Genomic DNA, 18,742 nt, shown 5'->3' with positions numbered 1-18,742 from the left:
ATCGTTGCGATATATCGGTAACGGCTATGTAACGCCTGCAAAGGGTTGACGGAACTTTCCTGACAGCTATAGGAAAGCGCTATCCATTCACGTTTCGCCGGAAGGTCCGTGTGATGACAGACGTTTCGGTGGCGGTGACGCCCCGGGCAACGGCGACCAGGCCCGAAGGCGGCGGTCACCGCTCCACCAAGCGCTCCCGCCGTGAGGCGCGGGCCGCCTATCTCTTCCTGGCGCCCTGGTTCGTCGGCCTGCTCGTCATCACGATCGGCCCGATCTTCGCTTCGCTCTACCTGTCCTTCACCGACTACAGCCTCCTGGAGGAGGCCAAGTGGGTCGGGTTCGACAACTACATCAAGATGTTCACCGAAGACCAGCGGTTCATGAACTCGCTGAAGGTCACCACCATCTACGTGGTGGTGTCGGTCCCGCTGCAGCTCGCCTTCGCCCTCGCGCTGGCGCTGGTGCTCGACCGGGGCCTGCGCGGCCTGCCGATCTACCGCTCGATCTTCTACCTGCCCTCGCTGCTGGGCGGCAGCGTCGCCATCGCGATCCTCTGGCGCAAGGTCTTCGGCGCCGACGGCCTGGTCAACGCGATGCTCGCGTTGATCGGGATCGAGGGGCCCGGCTGGGTCGGCGACCCGGACACCGCGCTCGGCACGCTGATCATCCTGCACGTGTGGACCTTCGGCGCGCCGATGATCATCTTCCTGGCGGGCCTGCGGCAGATCCCCGGCAGCTACTACGAGGCGGCCTCGGTGGACGGCGCCGGCCCCATCCGCCAGTTCCGCTCGATCACGCTGCCGCTGCTGACGCCGATCATCTTCTTCAACCTGGTGCTGGAGCTCATCAAGTCGTTCCAGTCGTTCACGCAGGCGTTCATCGTCAGCAACGGCAAGGGCGGCCCGGCCGACTCCACCCTCTTCTACACGCTCTACCTCTATTTGCAGGGTTTCAAGAACTTCGACATGGGCTACGCTGCGGCGATGGCGTGGGTCCTGCTGGTCATCATCGCCGCTCTGACCGGAGTGAACTTCCTCGCGTCTAAGTATTGGGTCTTCTATGGCGACACCAAGTAGGCCGGTCCCGGCGTTGTTCCGTCCCCTCAGGGGCGGGCCGGTGGTCAAGCACATCCTGCTGATCGGCTTCGGCCTGGTCATGCTCTATCCACTCCTGTGGATGATCTCCAGTTCGCTCAAGCCGGAAGAGCTGATCTTCCGGCAGCCGGGACTGTGGCCCAGTGAGGTCACCCTGGAGAACTACACCGAGGGCTGGACGGCGCTGAAGCATCCGTTCGGCTACTACCTGTGGAACTCGGCGGTCGTCACGGCCCTGTCGGTGGTGGCGAACCTGGTGGCCTGCTCGCTGGCCGCGTACGCGTTCGCCCGGCTGAACTTCCCGTTGAAGAAGCTGTGGTTCGCGATCATGCTCGGCACGATCATGCTGCCGCACCACGTGGTGATCGTGCCGCAGTACATCATGTTCTCCCAGCTCGACCTGATCAACACGATCTGGCCGCTGGTCATGCCGAAGGTTCTGGCGACGGACGCGTTCTTCATCTTCCTCATGGTCCAGTTCATCCGTACTCTGCCGAGAGAACTGGACGAGGCGGCGGAGATCGACGGAGCGGGCTATTGGCGCATCTTCATCAGGGTGGTCATGCCGCTCTGTGTGCCCGCGCTGGCCACCACCGCGATTTTCACGTTCATCTGGACGTGGAACGACTTCCTCAGCCAGTTGCTGTACCTCAACAACCCGGACAACTTCACCGTCCCGGTGGCGCTGCGCACGTTCCTGGACTCCAGCGGAGAGTCGTCGTGGGGCCCGATGTTCGCCATGTCGATCATCGCGCTCGGCCCGATCTTCGGCTTCTTCCTGGCCGGCCAGAAATATCTGATCCGTGGCGTCGCGACCACGGGACTGAAGTAGCCCGTTCCACCCCCCAAGAAGAACACCCCTCTAGGAGGTAGAGCCGTGAGCTCTGGCAAGAAGATGTGGTCGGCGGCCCTGCTGGCCACGGCTGTGCTGGCGGTCACCGCGGCCTGCGGCAGCGGCAGCGGCGGCGAGAGCGCCGACGGCAAGGTCAAGCTGCGCTTCTCCTATTGGGGTAGCGACGCGCGGCAGAAGATGACCGAAGAGGCGATCAAGAAGTTCGAGGCGAAGAACCCGACGATCGACGTCGAGGGTGAGTTCTCCGACTTCGGCAGCTACTACGAGTCGCTGTCCACGAAGGTCGCGGCCAGCGACTCGCCCGACGTCATCACCATCGAGATCCGCGGCCTGCGCGAATACGCCGACCGCGGCACCCTGGCCGACCTGTCCGGCAAGGTCAACACCGCCGACATCGATGCCAAGGTGCTGGCCACCGGCGCCATCGACGGCAAGCAGTACGCCATCCCCTCGGGTGTCAACGCCTGGTCCCTGGTCGTGGACCCCCAGGCGATCGAGGCCGCCAAGCAGAAGATGCCCGACGACACCAAGTGGACCTGGGAAGAGTGGGCCGCGCTGGCCGCCAAGGTCACCGCCGAGAGCGGCGGCAAGGTCTACGGTACGCAGCAGGCGTTCAACCCGGCCTTCCTGCAGATCTTCGCCGCGCAGCGGGGCGAGGTCTTCTACAACGGCAACAAGCTCGGCGTCTCGCCCGACACCCTCAAGGCGTGGTGGGCGATCATGCAGGAGCTGATCAAGAGCAAGGGCTCGCCCGACGCCGCCAAGAGCGCCGAGGTCGGCGCCCAGAGCGTGGACCAGTCGCTGTTCGCCACCGGCAACGGCGCGATGGGCATGTGGTGGAGCAACCAGCTCGGCGCGATCAACAAGGCGTCGGGCAAGGAGGTCGACCTGCTGCGGATGCCCAAGATCGAGGGCGCCACCACCGGCGGCATGTTCCTGCAGCCCGCGATGTTCTACACCGCCTCGGCGAAGTCCGAGCGCTCGGCCGAGGCCGCCAAGTTCATCGACTTCATGATCAACGACCCCGAGGCGGGCCAGATCATCCTCAGCGACCGCGGCCTGCCCGCCAGCTCCAAGGTGCTGGCGGCGGTCAAGGACAAGCTGCCGCCCAGTGACCAGAAGACCCTGGCCTTCCTCGACAAGGTCAAGGGCGAGCTGGCCGACCCGCCGGCCGCGCCGCCGAAGGGCGCCAGCGCCATGGAGGACATCCTCACGCGGTACTCGGAGGAGGTCCTGTTCGGCAGGATGACCCCCGACGACGCCGCCCAGAAGTTCATCACCGAGGCGAACGCCTCGATCGCCGGCTAAGGAGACACATGAGGTACGCGTTCGTCGGGCTCGGGCACCGCGCGCAAATGTACGTCGACGCGCTGCTCGGGGAGTGGCGCGACGCAGGCACCATCGTCGCCCTGTGCGACACCAACCGGACCCGCATGGACTACTACGTCGAGCGGATCGGTCACGAGGTGCCGTGCTTCGCCCCAACGGAGTTCGACAAGGTGCTCGAGCTCGCCGACGCGCTCATCGTCACCACCGTCGACGCCACGCACGCGAAATACGTGTGCGCGGCGCTCGACGCCGGCCGTGACGTCATCGTGGAGAAGCCTCTCACGATCGACGCCGACGGCTGCGCGGCCATCGCCGAGGCCGCGGAGCGCAGCACCGGCAAGCTGATCGTGACCTTCAACTACCGCTATTCGCCGCGCAACTCGGCCGTCCGCCGCGTGTTGCAGGAGGGCTCCATCGGCGAGGTGACGTCCGTGCACTTCGAGTGGACGCTCGACACCATCCACGGCGCCGACTACTTCCGCCGCTGGCACCGCGACCGGGCCAAGTCCGGCGGGCTGCTGGTGCACAAGTCGACCCACCACTTCGACCTGGTCAACTGGTGGCTCGCGGCCGCTCCCGTGAGCGTCTACGCCCAGACCGACCTGCGCTTCTACGGCGCCGAGAACGCCAGGAAGCGCGGACTCGGCGAGCGTCCCGAGCGCGGGCAGGGCGCCCCCGGGCTGGGCACCGACCCGTTCATCCTCGACATCTCCACCGACCCCCGGCTCAAGCGGCTCTACCTGGACGCCGAGCACGAGGACGGCTACATCCGCGACCAGGACGTCTTCGGCGAGGGCGTCAACATCGACGACAACATGTCCGTCCTGGTGCGCTATGACAACCGGAGCATCCTGACGTACTCGCTGCACGCCCACTCCCCGTGGGAGGGCTACCGGGTGGCCTTCAACGGCACCGAGGGCCGGCTCGAACTGGCCGTCGTCGAGCGGGAGTGGACGCCCCCGCACGCCGCCATCGACCCCAGCGCGGCCTCCAAGCAGCACGCGACCGGCGCCTGGGAGCGGCTCACGCTGCAGCGGCACTGGAACGAGGCGGAGGAGGTGCCCATCGAGTCGGGCGCCGGCGGGCACGGCGGCGGCGACCGGCTGCTGCTCAACGACGTCTTCCGCGGCCCCGGCGACGACCCGCTGGCCCGGCAGGCCGGCTACCGCGACGGCATCCGCAGCGTGCTGACCGGCCACGCGGCCAACGTCTCGGCCAGGACCGGCGCTCCGGTGTTCCTTGAGGACGACGGCACGCGTGTTCGCTGAGCTGGCGCGAGTCGCCGCCGCGCAGCGCGGGCTCTACCCCGTTCTCGGGGGCCCCGAGCTGCGCGCGGCGGCGCGCGACGCCATCGGCGTGCTCGACCTGACCGCCGATGACGTGCGGGTCGAGCGGACCTGGACGCACGACGGCCTCCACGGTGAGGAGCTGTCCTGGTCGGTCGGGTTCGGGCCGCGCACGCGGGCCTACCTGCTGCGGCCCGCGGACGCCGACGGGCCGCTGCCCGGGGTCGTGGCGCTGCACTGCCACGCCGGGATGAAGTGGGCCGGCAAGGAGAAGATCGCCGACGCGCCCGAAGGGCCGACGCCCGAGGTGCGGCGGCTGCGGGACGACATCTACGGCGGCCGGGCCTTCGCCAACGCGCTGGCCAGGCGCGGCTTCGCGGTGCTGGCGCACGACGCGTTCGTGTGGGGCAGCCGCCGCTTCCCGCTGGAGCTCCCCGACGACCCGGCGCTGAGCGAGGCCGACCGCTACGACCGGGCCGCCCGCGACCACGAGCACATCGTGGCCAAGCACTGCCAGGTGCTCGGCATCTCGTTCGCCGGCGTGGTGGCGGGTGAGGACCTGGCGGCGGCGGCCTACCTGCGCTCACGCCCGGACGTCGGCGCGGTCGGCTGCGCCGGGCTGTCGGGCGGCGGCCTGCGGGCCGCGCTGCTCGGCGCGTTCGACCCGGCCATGCGGGCGGTGGTCGTCGCCGCGATGGTCTCCTCCTATCGGGACATGATCGCCGAGCATGTCCCCGGCCACACCTGGATGTTGTGGCCGCCGGGCCTGCCGCGGCTGGGCGACTGGCCCGACCTGGTCGCCGCCCGCGCTCCCGGGCCGCTCATGGTCCAGTACGCCCTGCGCGACCGGCTGTTCCCCGCGACCGGCATGCGGCGCGCGCACACGATGATCACCGAGCGGTACGCCGCCGCGCCCGACGCCTACGAGGCCGTCTTCGCCGACGTACCGCACAGCTTCGACGTGCCCATGCAGGAGCGCGCCTTCGACTGGCTCGGGGAACGCCTGCGTTAGTTCCCTTGCTTCCAGGTGGCGATCAGCTTGTCGTAGTCGAGGGTCTGCGGCTTGCCGCGTTCGTCGGCCAGCTTCGGTGCCGGGGCGCCGGGCTGGTCGTACCAGTACTGGGCGTCACGCTCCTGGTTCAGCTTGGGCGCGCACTGCCCGGCGAAGCCCTGGCGCTCACGCGAGAGCCGCTCCAGCCGGGACAGGATGTCGTCCTGCTGCTTGGCCAGGTTGTCCATCGACTGCTGCGGCGTGGTCTCGCCGGTCACGGCCGTGGCCACGTTCTGCCACCAGAGCTGGGCCAGCTTCGGGTAGTCGGGCACGTTCGTGCCGGTCGGCGTCCACTGCACGCGGGCCGGTGAGCCGTAGAACTCGATCAGGCCGCCGTACTTCTTGGCGTTGTCGGCGAAGTACTGGCTCTTGATGTCGGATTCGCGGATGAACGTCAGCCCGACGATCGACTTCTTCAGCGACACCGTCTTCGACGTCACGAACTGCGCGTACAGCCAGGCGGCCGCCCTGCGGTCCTGCGGGGTGCTCTTCAGCAGCGTCCACGAACCGGCGTCCTGGTAGCCCAGCTTGTTGCCGTCCTTCCAGTACGCGCCGTGCGGGCTCGGCGCGATGCGCCACTTCGGCGTGCCGTCGCTGTTGACGACCGGCAGGCCCTCCTTGGTCATGTCGGCCGTGAACGAGGTGTACCAGAAGATCTGCTGGGCGATGTTGCCCTGCGCAGGGACCGGGCCGGCCTCGCTGAAGTTCATGCCCGCCGCCTCCCTGGGGGCATATTTCTTCAGCCAGTCCACGTACTTGGTCAGGGCGTAGACCGCGGCCGGGCCGTTGGTGTCGCCGCCGCGGGTGACCGACGAGCCGACCGGGCGGCAGTTCTCCACCCGGATGCCCCAGTCGTCCACCGGCAGGCCGTTGGGGATGCCGGGGTCGCCGTTGCCGGCCATGGACAGCCAGGCGTCGGTGAAGCGCCAGCCGAGCGACGGGTCCTTGCGGCCGTAGTCCATGTGGCCGTAGACCTTCTTGCCGTCGATGGTGCCGTTGCCGTTGACCTTGTTGGTGAAGAAGTCGGCGATGTCCTCGTAGGCGGCCCAGTTGACCGGGACGCCGAGGTCGTAACCGTAGGCGTCCTTGAACTCCTTCTTGATCTTCGGGTCGGTGAACCAGTCGTAGCGGAACCAGTAGAGGTTCGCGAACTGCTGGTCGGGGAGCTGGTAGATCTTCTTGTCGGGCCCGGTCGTGAAGCTGATGCCGATGAAGTCGTTCAGGTCGAGGGTGGGCGAGGTGACGTTCTTGCCCTCACCCGCCATGTAGTCCGACAGCGGGACCACGTAGTCGCCGCGCGAGTGGGTCCCGATCAGGTCGGAGTCGTTGACGTAGGCGTCGTAGATGTTCTGGTTGCCCTGGATCTGGGTCTGGAGCTTCTCGACGACGTCACCCTCCTGGATCAGGTCGTGCTTGATCCTGATCCCGGTGATCTCGGTGAACGCCTTCGCGAGCTGCTGGGACTCGTACTCGTGCGTGGTGATCGTCTCGGAGACCACGTTGATCTGCATGCCCCGGTACGGCGCCGCGGCCTTGATGAACCAGTCCATCTCCGCGATCTGCTGGTCCTTGGACAGGGTGCTCGGCGTGAACTGCTCCGACACCCATTTCTGGGCCGCGGCCTTGCCATCGGCCTCCTTGAAGTCACTCGCGGGCTTCTCCGCGCTCTGCGTGCAGCCGGCTGCTATCAGGACGACCGCGAACAGACCCACGGCCGCGGACCTGCCTGCCCGATGCCTCATCGCTTCGCTCCTTATCTGTTAGCCCCATATCCCGATCACGACCGTCACCAGCAGCGCGCACCCGAGCGCGAGCCACATGGACAGGTCGGTGATGGCGATCCAGCCGGCCAGCACGACGGCGGCGCTGATCAGGCCGATGTAGAGCCGGTCCCCCCGGTCGGTCTCGATGCGCAGGAAGCCTCGCCTGGCCACGGGAGGGGAGATGCGAGCCCAGACCGTCATGACGACCAGCAGCAGGGCGAGCCCGGCGAAGACCAGGGCCGTGGGGGTGGTCCACACCATCCACTCGAGCATGGTCAGACCCTTCCCATCGTGAAGCCCTTAGCAATGTAATTCCGGACGAACCAGATGACGATGGCGCCGGGGACAATGGTGAGAACCCCCGCCGCCGCCAGCAATCCCCAATCGACGCCCGCCGCGCTCACCGTTCTCGTCATTGTCGCGGCAATGGGTTTCGCGTCCACCGAGGTGATACTTCTGGCGATTAGCAGTTCGACCCAGCTGAACATGAAACAGAAGAACAGGGTCACGCCGATCGCGGAGCGAATCATCGGCAGGAAGATCTTGACGAAGAAACGCGGCAGAGAATAACCGTCGATCGCCGCGGTCTCGTCTATTTCCCGGGGAATTCCGGACATGAATCCTTCGAGGATCCAGACGGCCAGCGGCACGTTGAAGAGCATGTGCGCGATGGCCACGCCGAGATGCGTGTCGAAGAGGCCGACGCTCTGGTAAATCTGGAAGAACGGCAGCAGGAACACCGCGGGCGGCGCCATGCGATTGGTCAGCAGCCAGAAGAACAGGTGCTTGTCCCCGGCGAACCGGAAGCGCGAGAACGCGTACGCGGCCGGCAGCGCCACGATGAGCGACATCACGGCGTTCATCGAGGTGTAGATGATGGAGTTGAGGTAGCTCGAATACCAGGACGAGTCGGTGAAGAAGGTGGCGTAGTTGTCGAACGTCACGCGCTGCGGGAACAGCGAGAAGCTGCCCAGGATGTCCTCGTTCGGACGGATCGACATGCCGAACATCCACAGCAGCGGCAGCATCAGCGTGACCACGTAGAGCCAGAAGACCGTACGCGCCCACGGCAGCCGCCGCCCGGTCACCCGCGCCATCGGATCACCTCCCCGACCTGGTCAGCACGGTGAAGAAGACGTAACAGAGGATCTGCACGATCAGGAAGTAGAGCAGCGAGAACGCCCCCGCGGGCCCCAGGTCGAACTGGCCGACCGCGATCTTCGACAGCAGGATGCTGAGGAACGAGGTGGCGTTGCCCGGCCCGCCGCCGGTGACCACGAACGGCTCGGTGTAGATCATGAAGCTGTCCATGAACCGGAGCAGGATCGCGATCGTCAGCACCCCGCGCAATCGTGGCAACTGGATGTGCCGGAACGTGGCCCACCCCGAGGCGCCGTCGATCTGCGCCGCCTGGAAGTACGGCTCGGGGATCGAGCGCAGCCCCGCGTACGCCAGCAGCGCCACCAGCGGCGTCCAGTGCCACACGTCCATGGCCAGCACCGTCAGCCAGGCGTCGGTAGAGTCCAGCGTGTAGTTGAAGTTGACGCCCAGCACGTTGTTGATCGTCCAGCCGCCCAGCCCGATGTCGCCGCGGGCGAAGATCTGCCAGATCGTGCCCACCACGTTCCAGGGAATGAGCAGCGGCAGCGCGACCAGCACGAGCGACACCGACACCCACAGGCCCCTGCGCGGCATCGACACCGCCAGCAGCACGCCCAGCGGGATCTCCAGCAGCAGCACCTGCGCCGAGAACAGCAGCGTGCGCAGCAGCGCCGAGCGCACCTCCGGGTCGCGGGTGATCGACTGGAACCACTCCAGGCCGACGAAGACGCGGTCCGTCGGGCTGAAGACGTCCTGGACGGAGTAGTTGACGACGGTCATGAGCGGGATCACGGCGGTGAAGGCCACCGACACGACCACCGGCAGCACCAGCCACCAGGCCCGGTTGTTCTTCCGCTTCGGCTCGGCCCGCGTCTCCTCGGGCGCCTCGGCCGGCGGGGGAGTGACGACCTCGCCGCTCACCTGGCTGCCCGCCACGGTGGTCTGGTCGGTCACGCCTGGCCCCTTCCGTTCAGGGGTGCGAGGGAGCCGCACCTGACCTCGTCCCTGAACAGGAACGTGCGGTCGGCCGGGAAGTGCAGGAACTCGACCGCGTCCGGCTCGTAGGCCGAGCCGGCGTCGGTCTTGACGATCACCGGATGCTCGCCGACCAGGGTGTGGACCAGGTCGTACGCGCCCATCCGGTCGATCCCGGTCACCTGGGCGGCCAGCCCGGGCGAATTTCCGGGGGCGGTGATCCGCACGAACTCGGGCCGGACCCCGATCCGGACCGGTCCCGGCGGCAGCACCTCCCCTGCCGTGCGGCCCACGTCGGCCTGGCCGACCCGGACGACGTCGCCGGCGATCTCGGCGGGCAGCATGTTCATGCCGGGCGAGCCGATGAAGTGCCCGACGAACTCGTGCGCAGGCGACAGGAACAGCTCCGCCGGCTCGCCGGCCTGCACGATCGCCCCGTCCTTGAGCACCACCACCTCGTCGGCGAACGTCAGCGCCTCCGTCTGGTCGTGGGTGACGTAGACCAGCGTGTGGCCGGTGTCGCGGTGGATCTCCTTGAGCTTGCTGCGCAGCGTCCACTTCATCGCCGGGTCCACCACGGTGAGCGGCTCGTCCAGCAGGACGGCGGCCACCTGGGAGCGTACGAGGCCGCGGCCCAGGCTGACGATCTGCTGCCGGCCCGCGTCCAGGCGGCGTGACCTGCGGCGCAGCACGTGGTCGAGACCGAGCAGCCGCGACACCTGGCGGACCCGCTGGTCGATCTCCTGCTTCGGGACCTTTCTGTTGCGGAGCGGGAAGGCCAGGTTGTCGTAGACCGACATCTCCTCGTACAGGACCGGGAACTGGAAGACCTGCGCGATGTTGCGGCCCGCCGTGGGCACGCCGGTGACCTCGCGGTCGTCGAAGAAGATCCGGCCGACGGTCGGGGTGATCAGGCCGGAGATGATGTTCAGCAGGGTCGTCTTGCCGCAGCCGCTCGGGCCCAGCAGCGCGTACGCCCTGGAGCCGCGCCACGTCCACGTCGTCGGCTTGAGCGCCCATGTCTTGCCGCCGTCGTAGCTGTGGCCCACGCCCTCCAGCCGGATGTCAGCCATGCAGATCCACCTCCGCCGCGCTGGTGCCGAGCAGCCGGCCCCCGTCGTCGTCGAAGACGAACAGATGGGCCGGGTCCACGTACGCGACCGTGGACTCGCCCGGCGTGAAGAGCTGGGTGCCCGGCAGGTGGGCGACCAGGTGGCGGTTGCCCTGGAGGAGGAGGTGCAGGAAGGTCGCGCTGCCCGTCACCTCCGCGAGCCTGATCTCGGCGGGTAGCTCCAGCGCGCCCGCCCCGTTCCGGCCGATCGTCACCTGGTGAGGGCGGACGCCGAGCACGACGTTGCGGCCCTCGGCGTGCGCGCGGGGCGCGGGGAACGAGGTGCCGAGGCACTCGATCCGGCCCTCGCGCACCACGCCGGGCAGCAGGTTGAGCGGGGGGTCGCTGAGCGTGGCCGCCACCGCCAGCGTGGGCGGATGGGCGTACATCTCCGCGACGTCCCCGGTGTGCTGCACCCTGCCCTCGCCCAGGATCACCGCCGGCGCGGCGAAGGTCAGGGCCTCGTTCGGGTCGGCGGTGGAGTAGAGGACCACGCCCTCCGAGCCGGTGAACATGGTCTTCAGGTCGGCGCGCAACTGCTCGCGCAGCTTGAAGTCCAGGTTCGCCAGCGGCTCGTCGAGCAGCAGCACGTCCACCGGGCGGGCCAGGGCGCGGGCGATGGCCGTACGCTGCTGCTGGCCGCCCGACAGCTCGGCGGGCCTGCGGGGCAGCAGCTCGGCGATGCCCATGAGCTCGGCCACCTCGCGTACCCGCCGGTCGATGGCCCCGCCCCGGAACCTCGGGTCGAGCCTGAGCGGGGAGGCGATGTTCTCGTAGATGGTGAGCGACGGATAATTGATGAATTGCTGGTAGACGAAGGCGACAGATCGTTTACGCACCGAAATTCCGGTGACGTCTTTTCCGTCGATCACCACGCGGCCCGAATCGGGCGTCAGTAAACCGGCGGCCACGCGCATCAATGTCGTCTTCCCCGCCATCAGGGGGCCGACGAGCGTGGTCATTCCATTAGATAATTCCAGGCGAATGTCGTCGAGCCAGGTCTCCCCGCGCTGCCGTACGGAGACGCCATCGAATTTCAGCGTCACTGTGCCCGGTCCTCTCTGCTTCCCTCTCTTCTAACATGATCTGCAAGGGTCTGCAAAGATCGCTTGTTGCGGATGTGACGGATGTGACGCGTGATTCCATCACATTTCGAGACCGGGAATGTGGCGAACGGTTATCCCTATCGCCTCGTTTGTTCATTCGCAGGTGCCGGCGCCGCCGGGCACGTTTCCGGGAGGCGGCCCGATTCGAAGTAGGTGACGATCTTGGCCTGGCAGCCCGGGGTCCTGGGCGCGGAGCCGTGGACGTCGTCGTCGATCGTGACCACGTGGCCGCCGGTCGCCTCGCGGGTTTCCAGGGTCCATTCGTACGGGGACAGGTTCTCGCGCAGGTGCCCCGACAGCACCAGCGAGCCGCCGCCGTGCCGCAGCCGGGGAGCCTGTACGGGGTGCGGCCAGCCGGCGCACGGCGGGAAGAACTGGCTGGCGCGGCCGGTCACCGGGTAGCTCTTGAGACGCCTGGTGTAGGCGTTCCAGGCCGACTCGAACGTGCGCGGCCCGAGGTCCTCGTTGCAGAACAGCGCGACGTGCGCCGTGATGTTCTGGCGCTCCGGGGCGTCCGGCGGGATCGGCGGGCGCTCGCCGCCCATGACGCGCTTGAGCGCGGGCGGCGCCTCCGGGCCCGTGGCGTCCACCAGCTCCTTCAGGACCTGGGCCACGTCCGGCCAGGCCATGCTCGGCTGGGCCGCGGCCTCGGCGATCATCCGGCCGTCGATGGTGACGTCGACGTCGGTGAAGGTGATGGGGTGGGCGTCGTACTTCTCGCGCAGCCGGGTCAGCGCCGACACCACGCCGGCCTTCGATGTGCCGAACCCGTACGTGCCGTGCCGTTCGGCGATCCAGGCGGCCATCCGCTGGAAGCCGCGGTCGGTGGCCTTCGCGCGTACGCCGGCGAAGACGTCCATCCTGGGCACCGGCAGGGCCACGCTGTCCAGCCACATGCGGTGCACACTGCCGGGGAACATGCTGCGGTAGACCGCGCCCAGCCAGGTGCCCCACGAAACGCCGAGGAAGCCGATCTTGCGCTCGCCCAGTGCGGCGCGGACGCGGTCGAGGTCGCGGGCGACGTTCGCGGTGGTGAGCCGGCCGATGAAGGCCGAGTCGCACGTCCGGTTGTTCTTGACGGTCTGGTCGTAGATCTTCCTGGCCCGCGCCCTGGTGATCGGGCCGGGCGGCGGCGACTCTTGCCGGTCCACCTGGCAGGCGGCCTTCGTGCTGGCGCCGACTCCGCGCGGGTCGAAGCCGATGAGGTCGTAGTGGTCGTTCAGGTCGAGGCCGCTCATGGCCAGCTCGACCGGCATCAGCCGGCCGCTGCCGCCCGGGCCGCCCGGGTTGACGGCCACGCTGCCCAGACGGCGTCCCTTGGCCTTCAGCCTGGTCAGGGCCACGGTGATCTGCTTGCCGTCCGGGTCGGCGTAGTCCTGGGGGACGGCGACGGTGCCGCACTCCAGGCGGTCGAACAGGCGTCTGGCCTGGGGCAGGTCCTGGTCGTCGACGCCGAGCGAGCGCAGGACGGCGTCGGAGTAGACCGGGCACTCGCTCCAGGTGATGGCGGGCGGCTCGGGGGCGGCCAGGGTGCCGAAGGTGAGGGCGCTCATGAGCGCTGTCCTTAAGATCATGCCCTCAAGGCTGTCGGCGGGCGCCCTTCGTGAGATCCCCCATTGGTGGGAGGGGGTGAGTCTCTTTTAGGGGAGGATCGAGTCCACGTAGCCGCCGTCCACCCGTACCGCGCCGCCCGTCGTGGCCGAGGCGAGGGGTGAGCTGAGGTAGACCACCATGTTCGCGATCTCCTCAGGCTCGATCAGGCGCTGGAGCAGCGACTGCGGGCGGTGCAGCCGCATGAACGCGCGCTGCGCCTCCTCCCACGGCAGGTCCTTGTCCACGAGCTGGTAGACGAACTCCTCCACGCCGCCGGTGTGCGTCGGCCCCGCGATCACCGAGTTGACCGTGACGCCGCTGCCCGCGGCCTCCTTGGCGAAGCCCCTGGAGACGGCCAGCAGCGCGGTCTTCGTCATGCCGTAGTGGATCATCTCGGCGGGGACGACGATGGCGGAGTCGCTGGCGATGTACTGGATCCGGCCCCAGCCGCGCTCCCTCATGGCGGGCAGGTAGGCGCGGGTCAGCCGGACCGCGGCCAGCACGTTGACCTCGAAGTAGCGCCGCCACTCGGCGTCGGTGATCTCCAGTGCCGGGGTCGCTCCGAAGATCCCCAGGTTGTTGACGAGGATGTCGACGTGCGGGAGCTCGCGTCTCACCTGGTCGCAGCCGTCCTCGGTCGAGACGTCGCCGGGGGCCGCGACCAGGTCGAGGTCTCCGCCCATCTGCTCGATGGCCGCCGCGACCTTGTCCTCGGATCGGCCGTTGACGCCCACCCGGGCGCCGGCCCGCGCGAGCCCGGTGGCGATGGCCGCCCCGATGCCCTGGGTCGAGCCCGTCACCAGCGCCGTCTTGCCGATGAGGTCGATACGCACGATCTCCCACCCCCTGCCGCCATTCTGCGTGACCTCATCACGGCCGCTCACACCGGGGTCGCGGCCCGTGTTCGGTGCGTAGGGTGGGGATCGGCGTGGAAGGGGAGTGAGTGCACCGGATCCTGTGGCTGGTCGTGGCGGTCGCCTTCGTGGTGGGCATGGTCATTCCGGACGGCGCCGAGGTGGAGGAATGCTCCGCACGGGACACCCGGGTCGTGGCGCCCTACGCGGTGACCGGCTACTGGGTCATCCCGCGCGCCGACCGGTGCGTCACGCGGCGCATGGCCGAGGCGGTGCACGCCATCGGCGGCGACACGCTGATCACCTTCGGGCCGCGGTTCGCCGCCGGGCTGGATCCCGGCTTCGACGCCTGCCTCGTCGACGGGCGGAACTGCGCCGAGGTGCCTCGTACGGAGATCCGGCAGGTCTACACATACGTGAGCAGTGAGGAGTTCGGGCCGTCCATGCTGCGCTGCCCCGGGCTCGACCGGCGGATCGTCGGCGAGGGGCGGATCTTCTACCGGGTGTCGCTGGCCGAGACCTGCGACGCTCCCGTGCACGACCTCGTGATCGTCGCCACCGACGGCGACGGACTGGGCAACCTGATGACCGAGGCGGCGGCGTACGGGATGACGGTCTTTCCCGGGCTGCCCGCGGCGCCGCAGCTCGCGGGCAAGCCGTGGGAGCCCGACCACGCGCACACCGCCGCGCTGAACGCCTTCACGGCGCGGGTGCTGGCCGACTATCGGGAGCGGTTCAAGGGGCTGGCCTCGTTCGGCGGGGTCTACCAGTCGTTCGAGCTGGCCGTGCGGGCGCGGTCCGAGCAGGATCCGATCGTGCGGCTGTACGCGGCCCAGCACGCCGTGGTCGCCTCCGTGCTGCCGGGCAAGAAGATCGTGGTCAGCCCGTACATCGACGCCCGGCGCGGGCGCGGGTTCCCGCCGTCGCAGGTGGAGGAGGGGCTGGCCGACATCGCGGGGACGCGGGCCGGTCTGCCCATGGCCGTCGCCGTCCAGGACGGCCGGGGGACGGGGAAGGTGCCGGTGTACGGGGTGCACGAGGCCGACGCCAAGGTGGCGCCCCGGCTGGTGCCGGTCGTGGGGGACGTGAGCAACGCGCAGGGCTACTACGGGTCCACGCGGGACTATGTCGAGGCGGCGGCCCGGCGGGTGCCGGACGGGGTGGAGCTGTGGGTGAACGTCGAGGGCTTCGAGCCCACCCCCGCTCCCGGGGAGTGCGGGCGGGTGGAGCCGCTGCCGCTGCGCGGGCGGACCACGAAGAGCCGGCTCGACCAGCAGGTCATGGCCGCCGGTCCCTTTGCCGCGAAGGTCATCTCCTATGGGTGGGATCCGTTCTTCACCTGCCAGGCCCGTTACGACACGCCCTCGCTGGCCGACGACATCGCGGCCGGGTGGGAGCAGCCGATCATCGTGGGCGCGTACCGGAAGGAGCTGAACGGGCGGGCCGGGGTCCTCGTCGAGGGCCACAACCTGCGGGGCGGCACGCTGCGGTTCGCGCCTGAAGGGGTGGGGGAGGTGGTGGTGGCGCAGGAAGGGTATTCGCGCGGGCGGCTCGAATCGGCCTGGGCTCCGTACGTGCCGTCGGGCTCCTGGACCTCCATCACGGCCACGAACGCGACCGGCCACTCCAGTACGAGCCCCTACACAATCCGCTAGCCGAGCCCTTTCCGGGCGGCCTATCTGTGACGCCCTGCCCCTGCCTGCGGACCTCATCCTTTGCCCCCTCGCATCGAAAGGACTCCGCTGAAGTACGGCGGTGAACGTGGGTCAGGTCGTCAGGGCGGCGACCAGGATGTCGGCCAGCAGGGCGGCCTGGCTGCCGTCCTCGTCCAGGTCCGGGTCGAGGATCGTCACCTCCAGCCCGGCGGCCCCCGGCAGCCGCAGGAGGCCGCGCAGCAGTTCGGTGAGCCGGGCCGCGTCGAGCCCGCCCGGGGTGGGGGAGTCGACGGCGGGCAGGACGGAGGGGTCGAGGACGTCGGCGTCCACGTGGATCCAGAATCCATCGAGCTCGTCCCGTACCAGCACCTCCCTGGCGAGGTCGAGCGAGGGGTCGGCGCCGGGGACGTACGCCAGCCCGCTGTCCGCGATGTCCCGTAGATCCTCCTCGTCCCTGACCCCGAGCACGATCACGTCCTCGTCCCTGACGTACGGCCGCAGCCCGTCGATGTCCACCAGGTACTCGTCACCCCGCCCGGTGACCAGCGCCAGGTCCTCCCCGGCCGCCGAGCCGACGTGCGGGGAGTTGCCGAGGTGCCGGAAGTCGGCGTGCGCGTCCAGGTACGCCAGCCCGTATCGCCCCGCCTTGCGCAGCGCCAGCGCGGGGCCGAGCAGGATCGAGCAGTCGCCGCCCAGCAGGATCGGGAACCCGCCGTCCCGCCTGATGGCGGCCACGCGCTCGGAGAGCGTACGGGCGTAGGCGGCGATCGCGGGGCCGTTGCGCACGCCGTCGCCGGGCTTCCAGGTGGCGACGTAGCGGGGCGGGACGACGGCGCCGGCGTCGGTGGCGCCGATACGTTCGAGCAGGCCGGTGTCCCTGAGCGCCCAGGGGGCCTTGTAGCAGCCGGGGACGACGTCGGGCGCGGGCGGCCGCAGGCCGAGATTGGAGGGGGCGTCGAGGACCGTGAATCTTGTGTCAGGGGTTATTGTGTTCATAGTCGTGACGTTAACAGGAGGAGGGCGAATGCGCCAGTACGCGGAGACGGGCCTGGTGGCCATCGATCTGGCCAACACGTGGGACGAATACCTGGACGATCCCGAACGGTTGCCGGACACCGAGGCGCTGAGCCGGTTCTGCGACGAACTGGGCGTACCGGGTCCGGTGGGCGATCTGGAGGCGGTACGGGAGGTCCGGGAGCGGCTGCGGGCGGTGCTGGCGTGCCCGGCGGGCGAACGTACGGGTGCGCTGGCCCACTGGGTGGCCGGCCTGCCGGTACGCGTCACGGTGGCGGACTCCTCCGGTGTGCCCCGGTTGCGGCTCGTCACCCCGGAGAACGCCGGGCTGGCCGAGCGGCTGGCGGTGCGCTCGGTGGCCGAACTCCTGGACGTGGCGGGCGCGGGGGACTGGACCCGGTTGCGCCTGTGCGCGGCGCGGCCCTGCCAGGACGCCTTCATCGACCGCAGCCGGCCGGGCAAGCGCCAGTTCTGCTCGACCCGCTGCGCCAACCGCGCCCACGCGGCCGCCTCCCGCGCCCGCCACCGGTGACGGCGGGAATTGTCGGTCGGGGTCGGTAGCTTGCGATCATCCCCCCGACGATGGAGGTTGGTCGATGTACCGACAGGGCGACATCCTGATTCTGCCCGTGCCGGAGGAGGTCGCGCCCAAGGGCCTGCGGTCCGAGCCGCGTGACGCCCGTGGGCGGCTCGTGCTGGCGCATGGTGAGGCCACCGGGCACTGCCATGCCATTCCCGGTCCCGGCACCCTGGCCGGCGGGTTTCTGCACCTGCCCGAAGGCGGGCGGCTCGTGCATGAGGAGCATGACGCGATCTCCCTGCCGAAGGGGTGGTATCGGGTGGTTCGGCAGCGTGAATACGTGCCGGGGTCCTATCGGGTGGTGGCCGACTGATGCCGACGTTGACGTGGGAGCAGGTCGCGTTCGCCGCCGGCCGGGGTGATGGGGATCTTGGGGCGGCGGTGCGGCAGGCGTACCGGGAGGCCGGGCTGGCGGAGCCCGAGCGGCTGGTCGTGCTGGCCTCGCCCGCCGCCGGCGCGCTCGCCGCCGCGCGGCTGACCGAGGCCGACGCCGGGGCGTCCGTGCGCGATGCGGTGCGGACCAGGCCGTGGGAGCGGGCCAGGGCGGAGGCGTACGCCGAGCTGGGGGCGAGCGGCTGGGCGGTGCACTGGGGGGAGACCGGTGGGCGGTTGTGGCCCCGGGTCGATCGGCTGGTCGGCGACATCCGCCGTGCCATCGCCACCCTCGGCGCGACAGACCCCACCGGCGACGGACCCCGGGAGGGGGTCCCCGGAGGGGCGGGGATGGCGGTTTTCGGTGGGCTTTCGCCGCAGGTCTCCGATGGGGAGGCGTTGCGGCGGGTGACGTTGGATGCGGTGCTCGGGCAGCACGACGCACCCTGGTTGTCGGCGTTCGACGGCCTCGACGGGCTCAAGCGGGTCGCCGAGTGCGCGGGCTGGTGGTGGCCGTACGAGCGGCTGGCCATCGTCACGGAGCGGCCCGTCGAGGTGCACCTCGACGACCTGGGCCGCCTACACCGCGCCGACGGGCCCGCGCTGCTCTACGCCGACGGGTTCGCTTTGCACGCCTGGCACGGCATGCCCGTTCCCGCCGGGTTCGGGGCCGAGCTGGGTGAGGTCACGCCGGAGCGCATCCGGGCCGAGAGCAACGCCGAGCTGCGTCGTGTCATGCTCGAACACTTCGGGCTCGAACGCTACCTGGCCGAGTCGGGCGCGCAGCCGGTGCACTCCGACGAGACCGGGGTCCTGTGGCGGATCGAGCTGCCCGGTGACGAGCCGCTGGCCATGGTGGAGGTGGTCAACTCCACCCCCGAGCCCGACGGCACCAGCCGCACCTACTTCCTGCGGGTGCCGCCGTGGGTCGAGCGGGCCAGGCAAGGGGTGGCGTGGACGTTCGGGGTCGGGGAGGAGGACTACCACCCGCAGCGAGAGACCTGA

General features: G+C 69.3%; 18 protein-coding genes. 9 read left to right on the top strand and 9 right to left on the bottom strand.

All coding sequences use genetic code 11. The annotated features are described in order from the left end of the window. Window positions 1-113: 113 nt before the first annotated feature. The 5 genes from C4V41_RS13395 to C4V41_RS13375 are packed head-to-tail and all read left to right on the top strand — an operon-like array spanning window position 114 to window position 5,574. Entirely contained in the window at window positions 114-1,076 is a 963-nt protein-coding gene (locus C4V41_RS13395) for a carbohydrate ABC transporter permease (RefSeq protein WP_103956142.1), read from the top strand. Beyond that, the gene (locus C4V41_RS13390) at window positions 1,060-1,926 is read left to right on the top strand and encodes a carbohydrate ABC transporter permease (protein ID WP_103956141.1); all 867 of its coding nucleotides are present in this window, start codon (window positions 1,060-1,062) and stop codon (window positions 1,924-1,926) included. Before C4V41_RS13395 ends, C4V41_RS13390 begins: the two co-directional genes overlap by 17 nt. 45 nt (window positions 1,927-1,971) lie before the next feature. Then, window positions 1,972-3,255 (top strand): ABC transporter substrate-binding protein, encoded by a 1,284-nt coding sequence (locus tag C4V41_RS13385; RefSeq protein ID WP_146103642.1) that lies wholly within the window; start codon window positions 1,972-1,974, stop codon window positions 3,253-3,255. An 8-nt stretch (window positions 3,256-3,263) separates the two neighbouring features. After that, window positions 3,264-4,544: a Gfo/Idh/MocA family protein gene (locus tag C4V41_RS13380; protein ID WP_103956139.1), complete on the top strand. Its 1,281-nt coding sequence runs from the start codon at window positions 3,264-3,266 to the stop codon at window positions 4,542-4,544. Continuing rightward, window positions 4,534-5,574, top strand: coding sequence for a dienelactone hydrolase family protein (locus C4V41_RS13375; protein ID WP_103956138.1), 1,041 nt, complete (start codon window positions 4,534-4,536; stop codon window positions 5,572-5,574). Before C4V41_RS13380 ends, C4V41_RS13375 begins: the two co-directional genes overlap by 11 nt. Here the strand turns inward: C4V41_RS13375 and C4V41_RS13370 are convergent. The 8 genes from C4V41_RS13370 to C4V41_RS13335 all read right to left on the bottom strand — a co-directional run bounded on the left by C4V41_RS13370 (window position 5,571) and on the right by C4V41_RS13335 (window position 14,095). Continuing rightward, window positions 5,571-7,355 (bottom strand): ABC transporter substrate-binding protein, encoded by a 1,785-nt coding sequence (locus C4V41_RS13370; RefSeq protein ID WP_103956137.1) that lies wholly within the window; start codon window positions 7,353-7,355, stop codon window positions 5,571-5,573. The two genes, C4V41_RS13375 and C4V41_RS13370, sit on opposite strands and share 4 nt — an antisense overlap. A gap of 18 nt (window positions 7,356-7,373) precedes the next feature. Beyond that, a complete protein-coding gene (locus C4V41_RS13365) occupies window positions 7,374-7,649 on the bottom strand; it encodes a DUF2160 domain-containing protein (protein WP_103956136.1) in 276 nt (91 codons plus the stop codon). A gap of 2 nt (window positions 7,650-7,651) precedes the next feature. Continuing rightward, window positions 7,652-8,473, bottom strand: a complete 822-nt coding sequence (locus C4V41_RS13360; RefSeq protein ID WP_103956135.1) for a carbohydrate ABC transporter permease — start codon at window positions 8,471-8,473, stop codon at window positions 7,652-7,654. A gap of 4 nt (window positions 8,474-8,477) precedes the next feature. Beyond that, complete coding sequence (locus C4V41_RS13355) at window positions 8,478-9,431, bottom strand: carbohydrate ABC transporter permease (RefSeq protein ID WP_200823944.1); 954 nt, start codon at window positions 9,429-9,431, stop codon at window positions 8,478-8,480. Beyond that, window positions 9,428-10,525 (bottom strand): ABC transporter ATP-binding protein, encoded by a 1,098-nt coding sequence (locus tag C4V41_RS13350; RefSeq protein ID WP_103956134.1) that lies wholly within the window; start codon window positions 10,523-10,525, stop codon window positions 9,428-9,430. The genes C4V41_RS13355 and C4V41_RS13350 overlap by 4 nt, the downstream gene beginning before the upstream one ends. Beyond that, entirely contained in the window at window positions 10,518-11,609 is a 1,092-nt protein-coding gene (locus tag C4V41_RS13345) for an ABC transporter ATP-binding protein (RefSeq protein WP_146103641.1), read from the bottom strand. The genes C4V41_RS13350 and C4V41_RS13345 overlap by 8 nt, the downstream gene beginning before the upstream one ends. A gap of 137 nt (window positions 11,610-11,746) precedes the next feature. Next, window positions 11,747-13,222, bottom strand: a complete 1,476-nt coding sequence (locus tag C4V41_RS13340) for an alpha/beta fold hydrolase (protein WP_235030100.1) — start codon at window positions 13,220-13,222, stop codon at window positions 11,747-11,749. An 87-nt stretch (window positions 13,223-13,309) separates the two neighbouring features. Beyond that, window positions 13,310-14,095: an SDR family NAD(P)-dependent oxidoreductase gene (locus C4V41_RS13335; RefSeq protein ID WP_103956546.1), complete on the bottom strand. Its 786-nt coding sequence runs from the start codon at window positions 14,093-14,095 to the stop codon at window positions 13,310-13,312. A gap of 110 nt (window positions 14,096-14,205) precedes the next feature. On the opposite strand from C4V41_RS13335, the gene C4V41_RS13330 reads away from it, so the two are divergent. Then, complete coding sequence (locus tag C4V41_RS13330; RefSeq protein ID WP_103956131.1) at window positions 14,206-15,771, top strand: DUF4434 domain-containing protein; 1,566 nt, start codon at window positions 14,206-14,208, stop codon at window positions 15,769-15,771. Window positions 15,772-15,882: 111 nt separating this feature from the next. On the opposite strand, the gene C4V41_RS13325 is transcribed toward C4V41_RS13330, so the two are convergent. Next, window positions 15,883-16,767: an arginase family protein gene (locus tag C4V41_RS13325; RefSeq protein ID WP_103956130.1), complete on the bottom strand. Its 885-nt coding sequence runs from the start codon at window positions 16,765-16,767 to the stop codon at window positions 15,883-15,885. Between the two features lie 28 nt (window positions 16,768-16,795). Between C4V41_RS13325 and C4V41_RS13320 the strand changes: the two genes are divergently transcribed. The 3 genes from C4V41_RS13320 to C4V41_RS13310 all read left to right on the top strand — a co-directional run bounded on the left by C4V41_RS13320 (window position 16,796) and on the right by C4V41_RS13310 (window position 18,742). After that, window positions 16,796-17,317 carry a CGNR zinc finger domain-containing protein gene (locus C4V41_RS13320; protein WP_103956129.1) on the top strand — a complete coding sequence of 174 codons (522 nt, stop codon included), beginning with the start codon at window positions 16,796-16,798 and terminating at the stop codon, window positions 17,315-17,317. A 64-nt stretch (window positions 17,318-17,381) separates the two neighbouring features. Further along, window positions 17,382-17,678, top strand: a complete 297-nt coding sequence (locus C4V41_RS13315; RefSeq protein ID WP_103956128.1) for a hypothetical protein — start codon at window positions 17,382-17,384, stop codon at window positions 17,676-17,678. Continuing rightward, a complete protein-coding gene (locus tag C4V41_RS13310) occupies window positions 17,678-18,742 on the top strand; it encodes a DUF6745 domain-containing protein (RefSeq protein ID WP_103956127.1) in 1,065 nt (354 codons plus the stop codon). Before C4V41_RS13315 ends, C4V41_RS13310 begins: the two co-directional genes overlap by 1 nt.

Source organism: Nonomuraea solani (assembly GCF_900108335.1).
Lineage (GTDB): Bacteria > Actinomycetota > Actinomycetes > Streptosporangiales > Streptosporangiaceae > Nonomuraea > Nonomuraea solani.
This window is presented reverse-complemented; position numbering and strand designations above follow the sequence as displayed.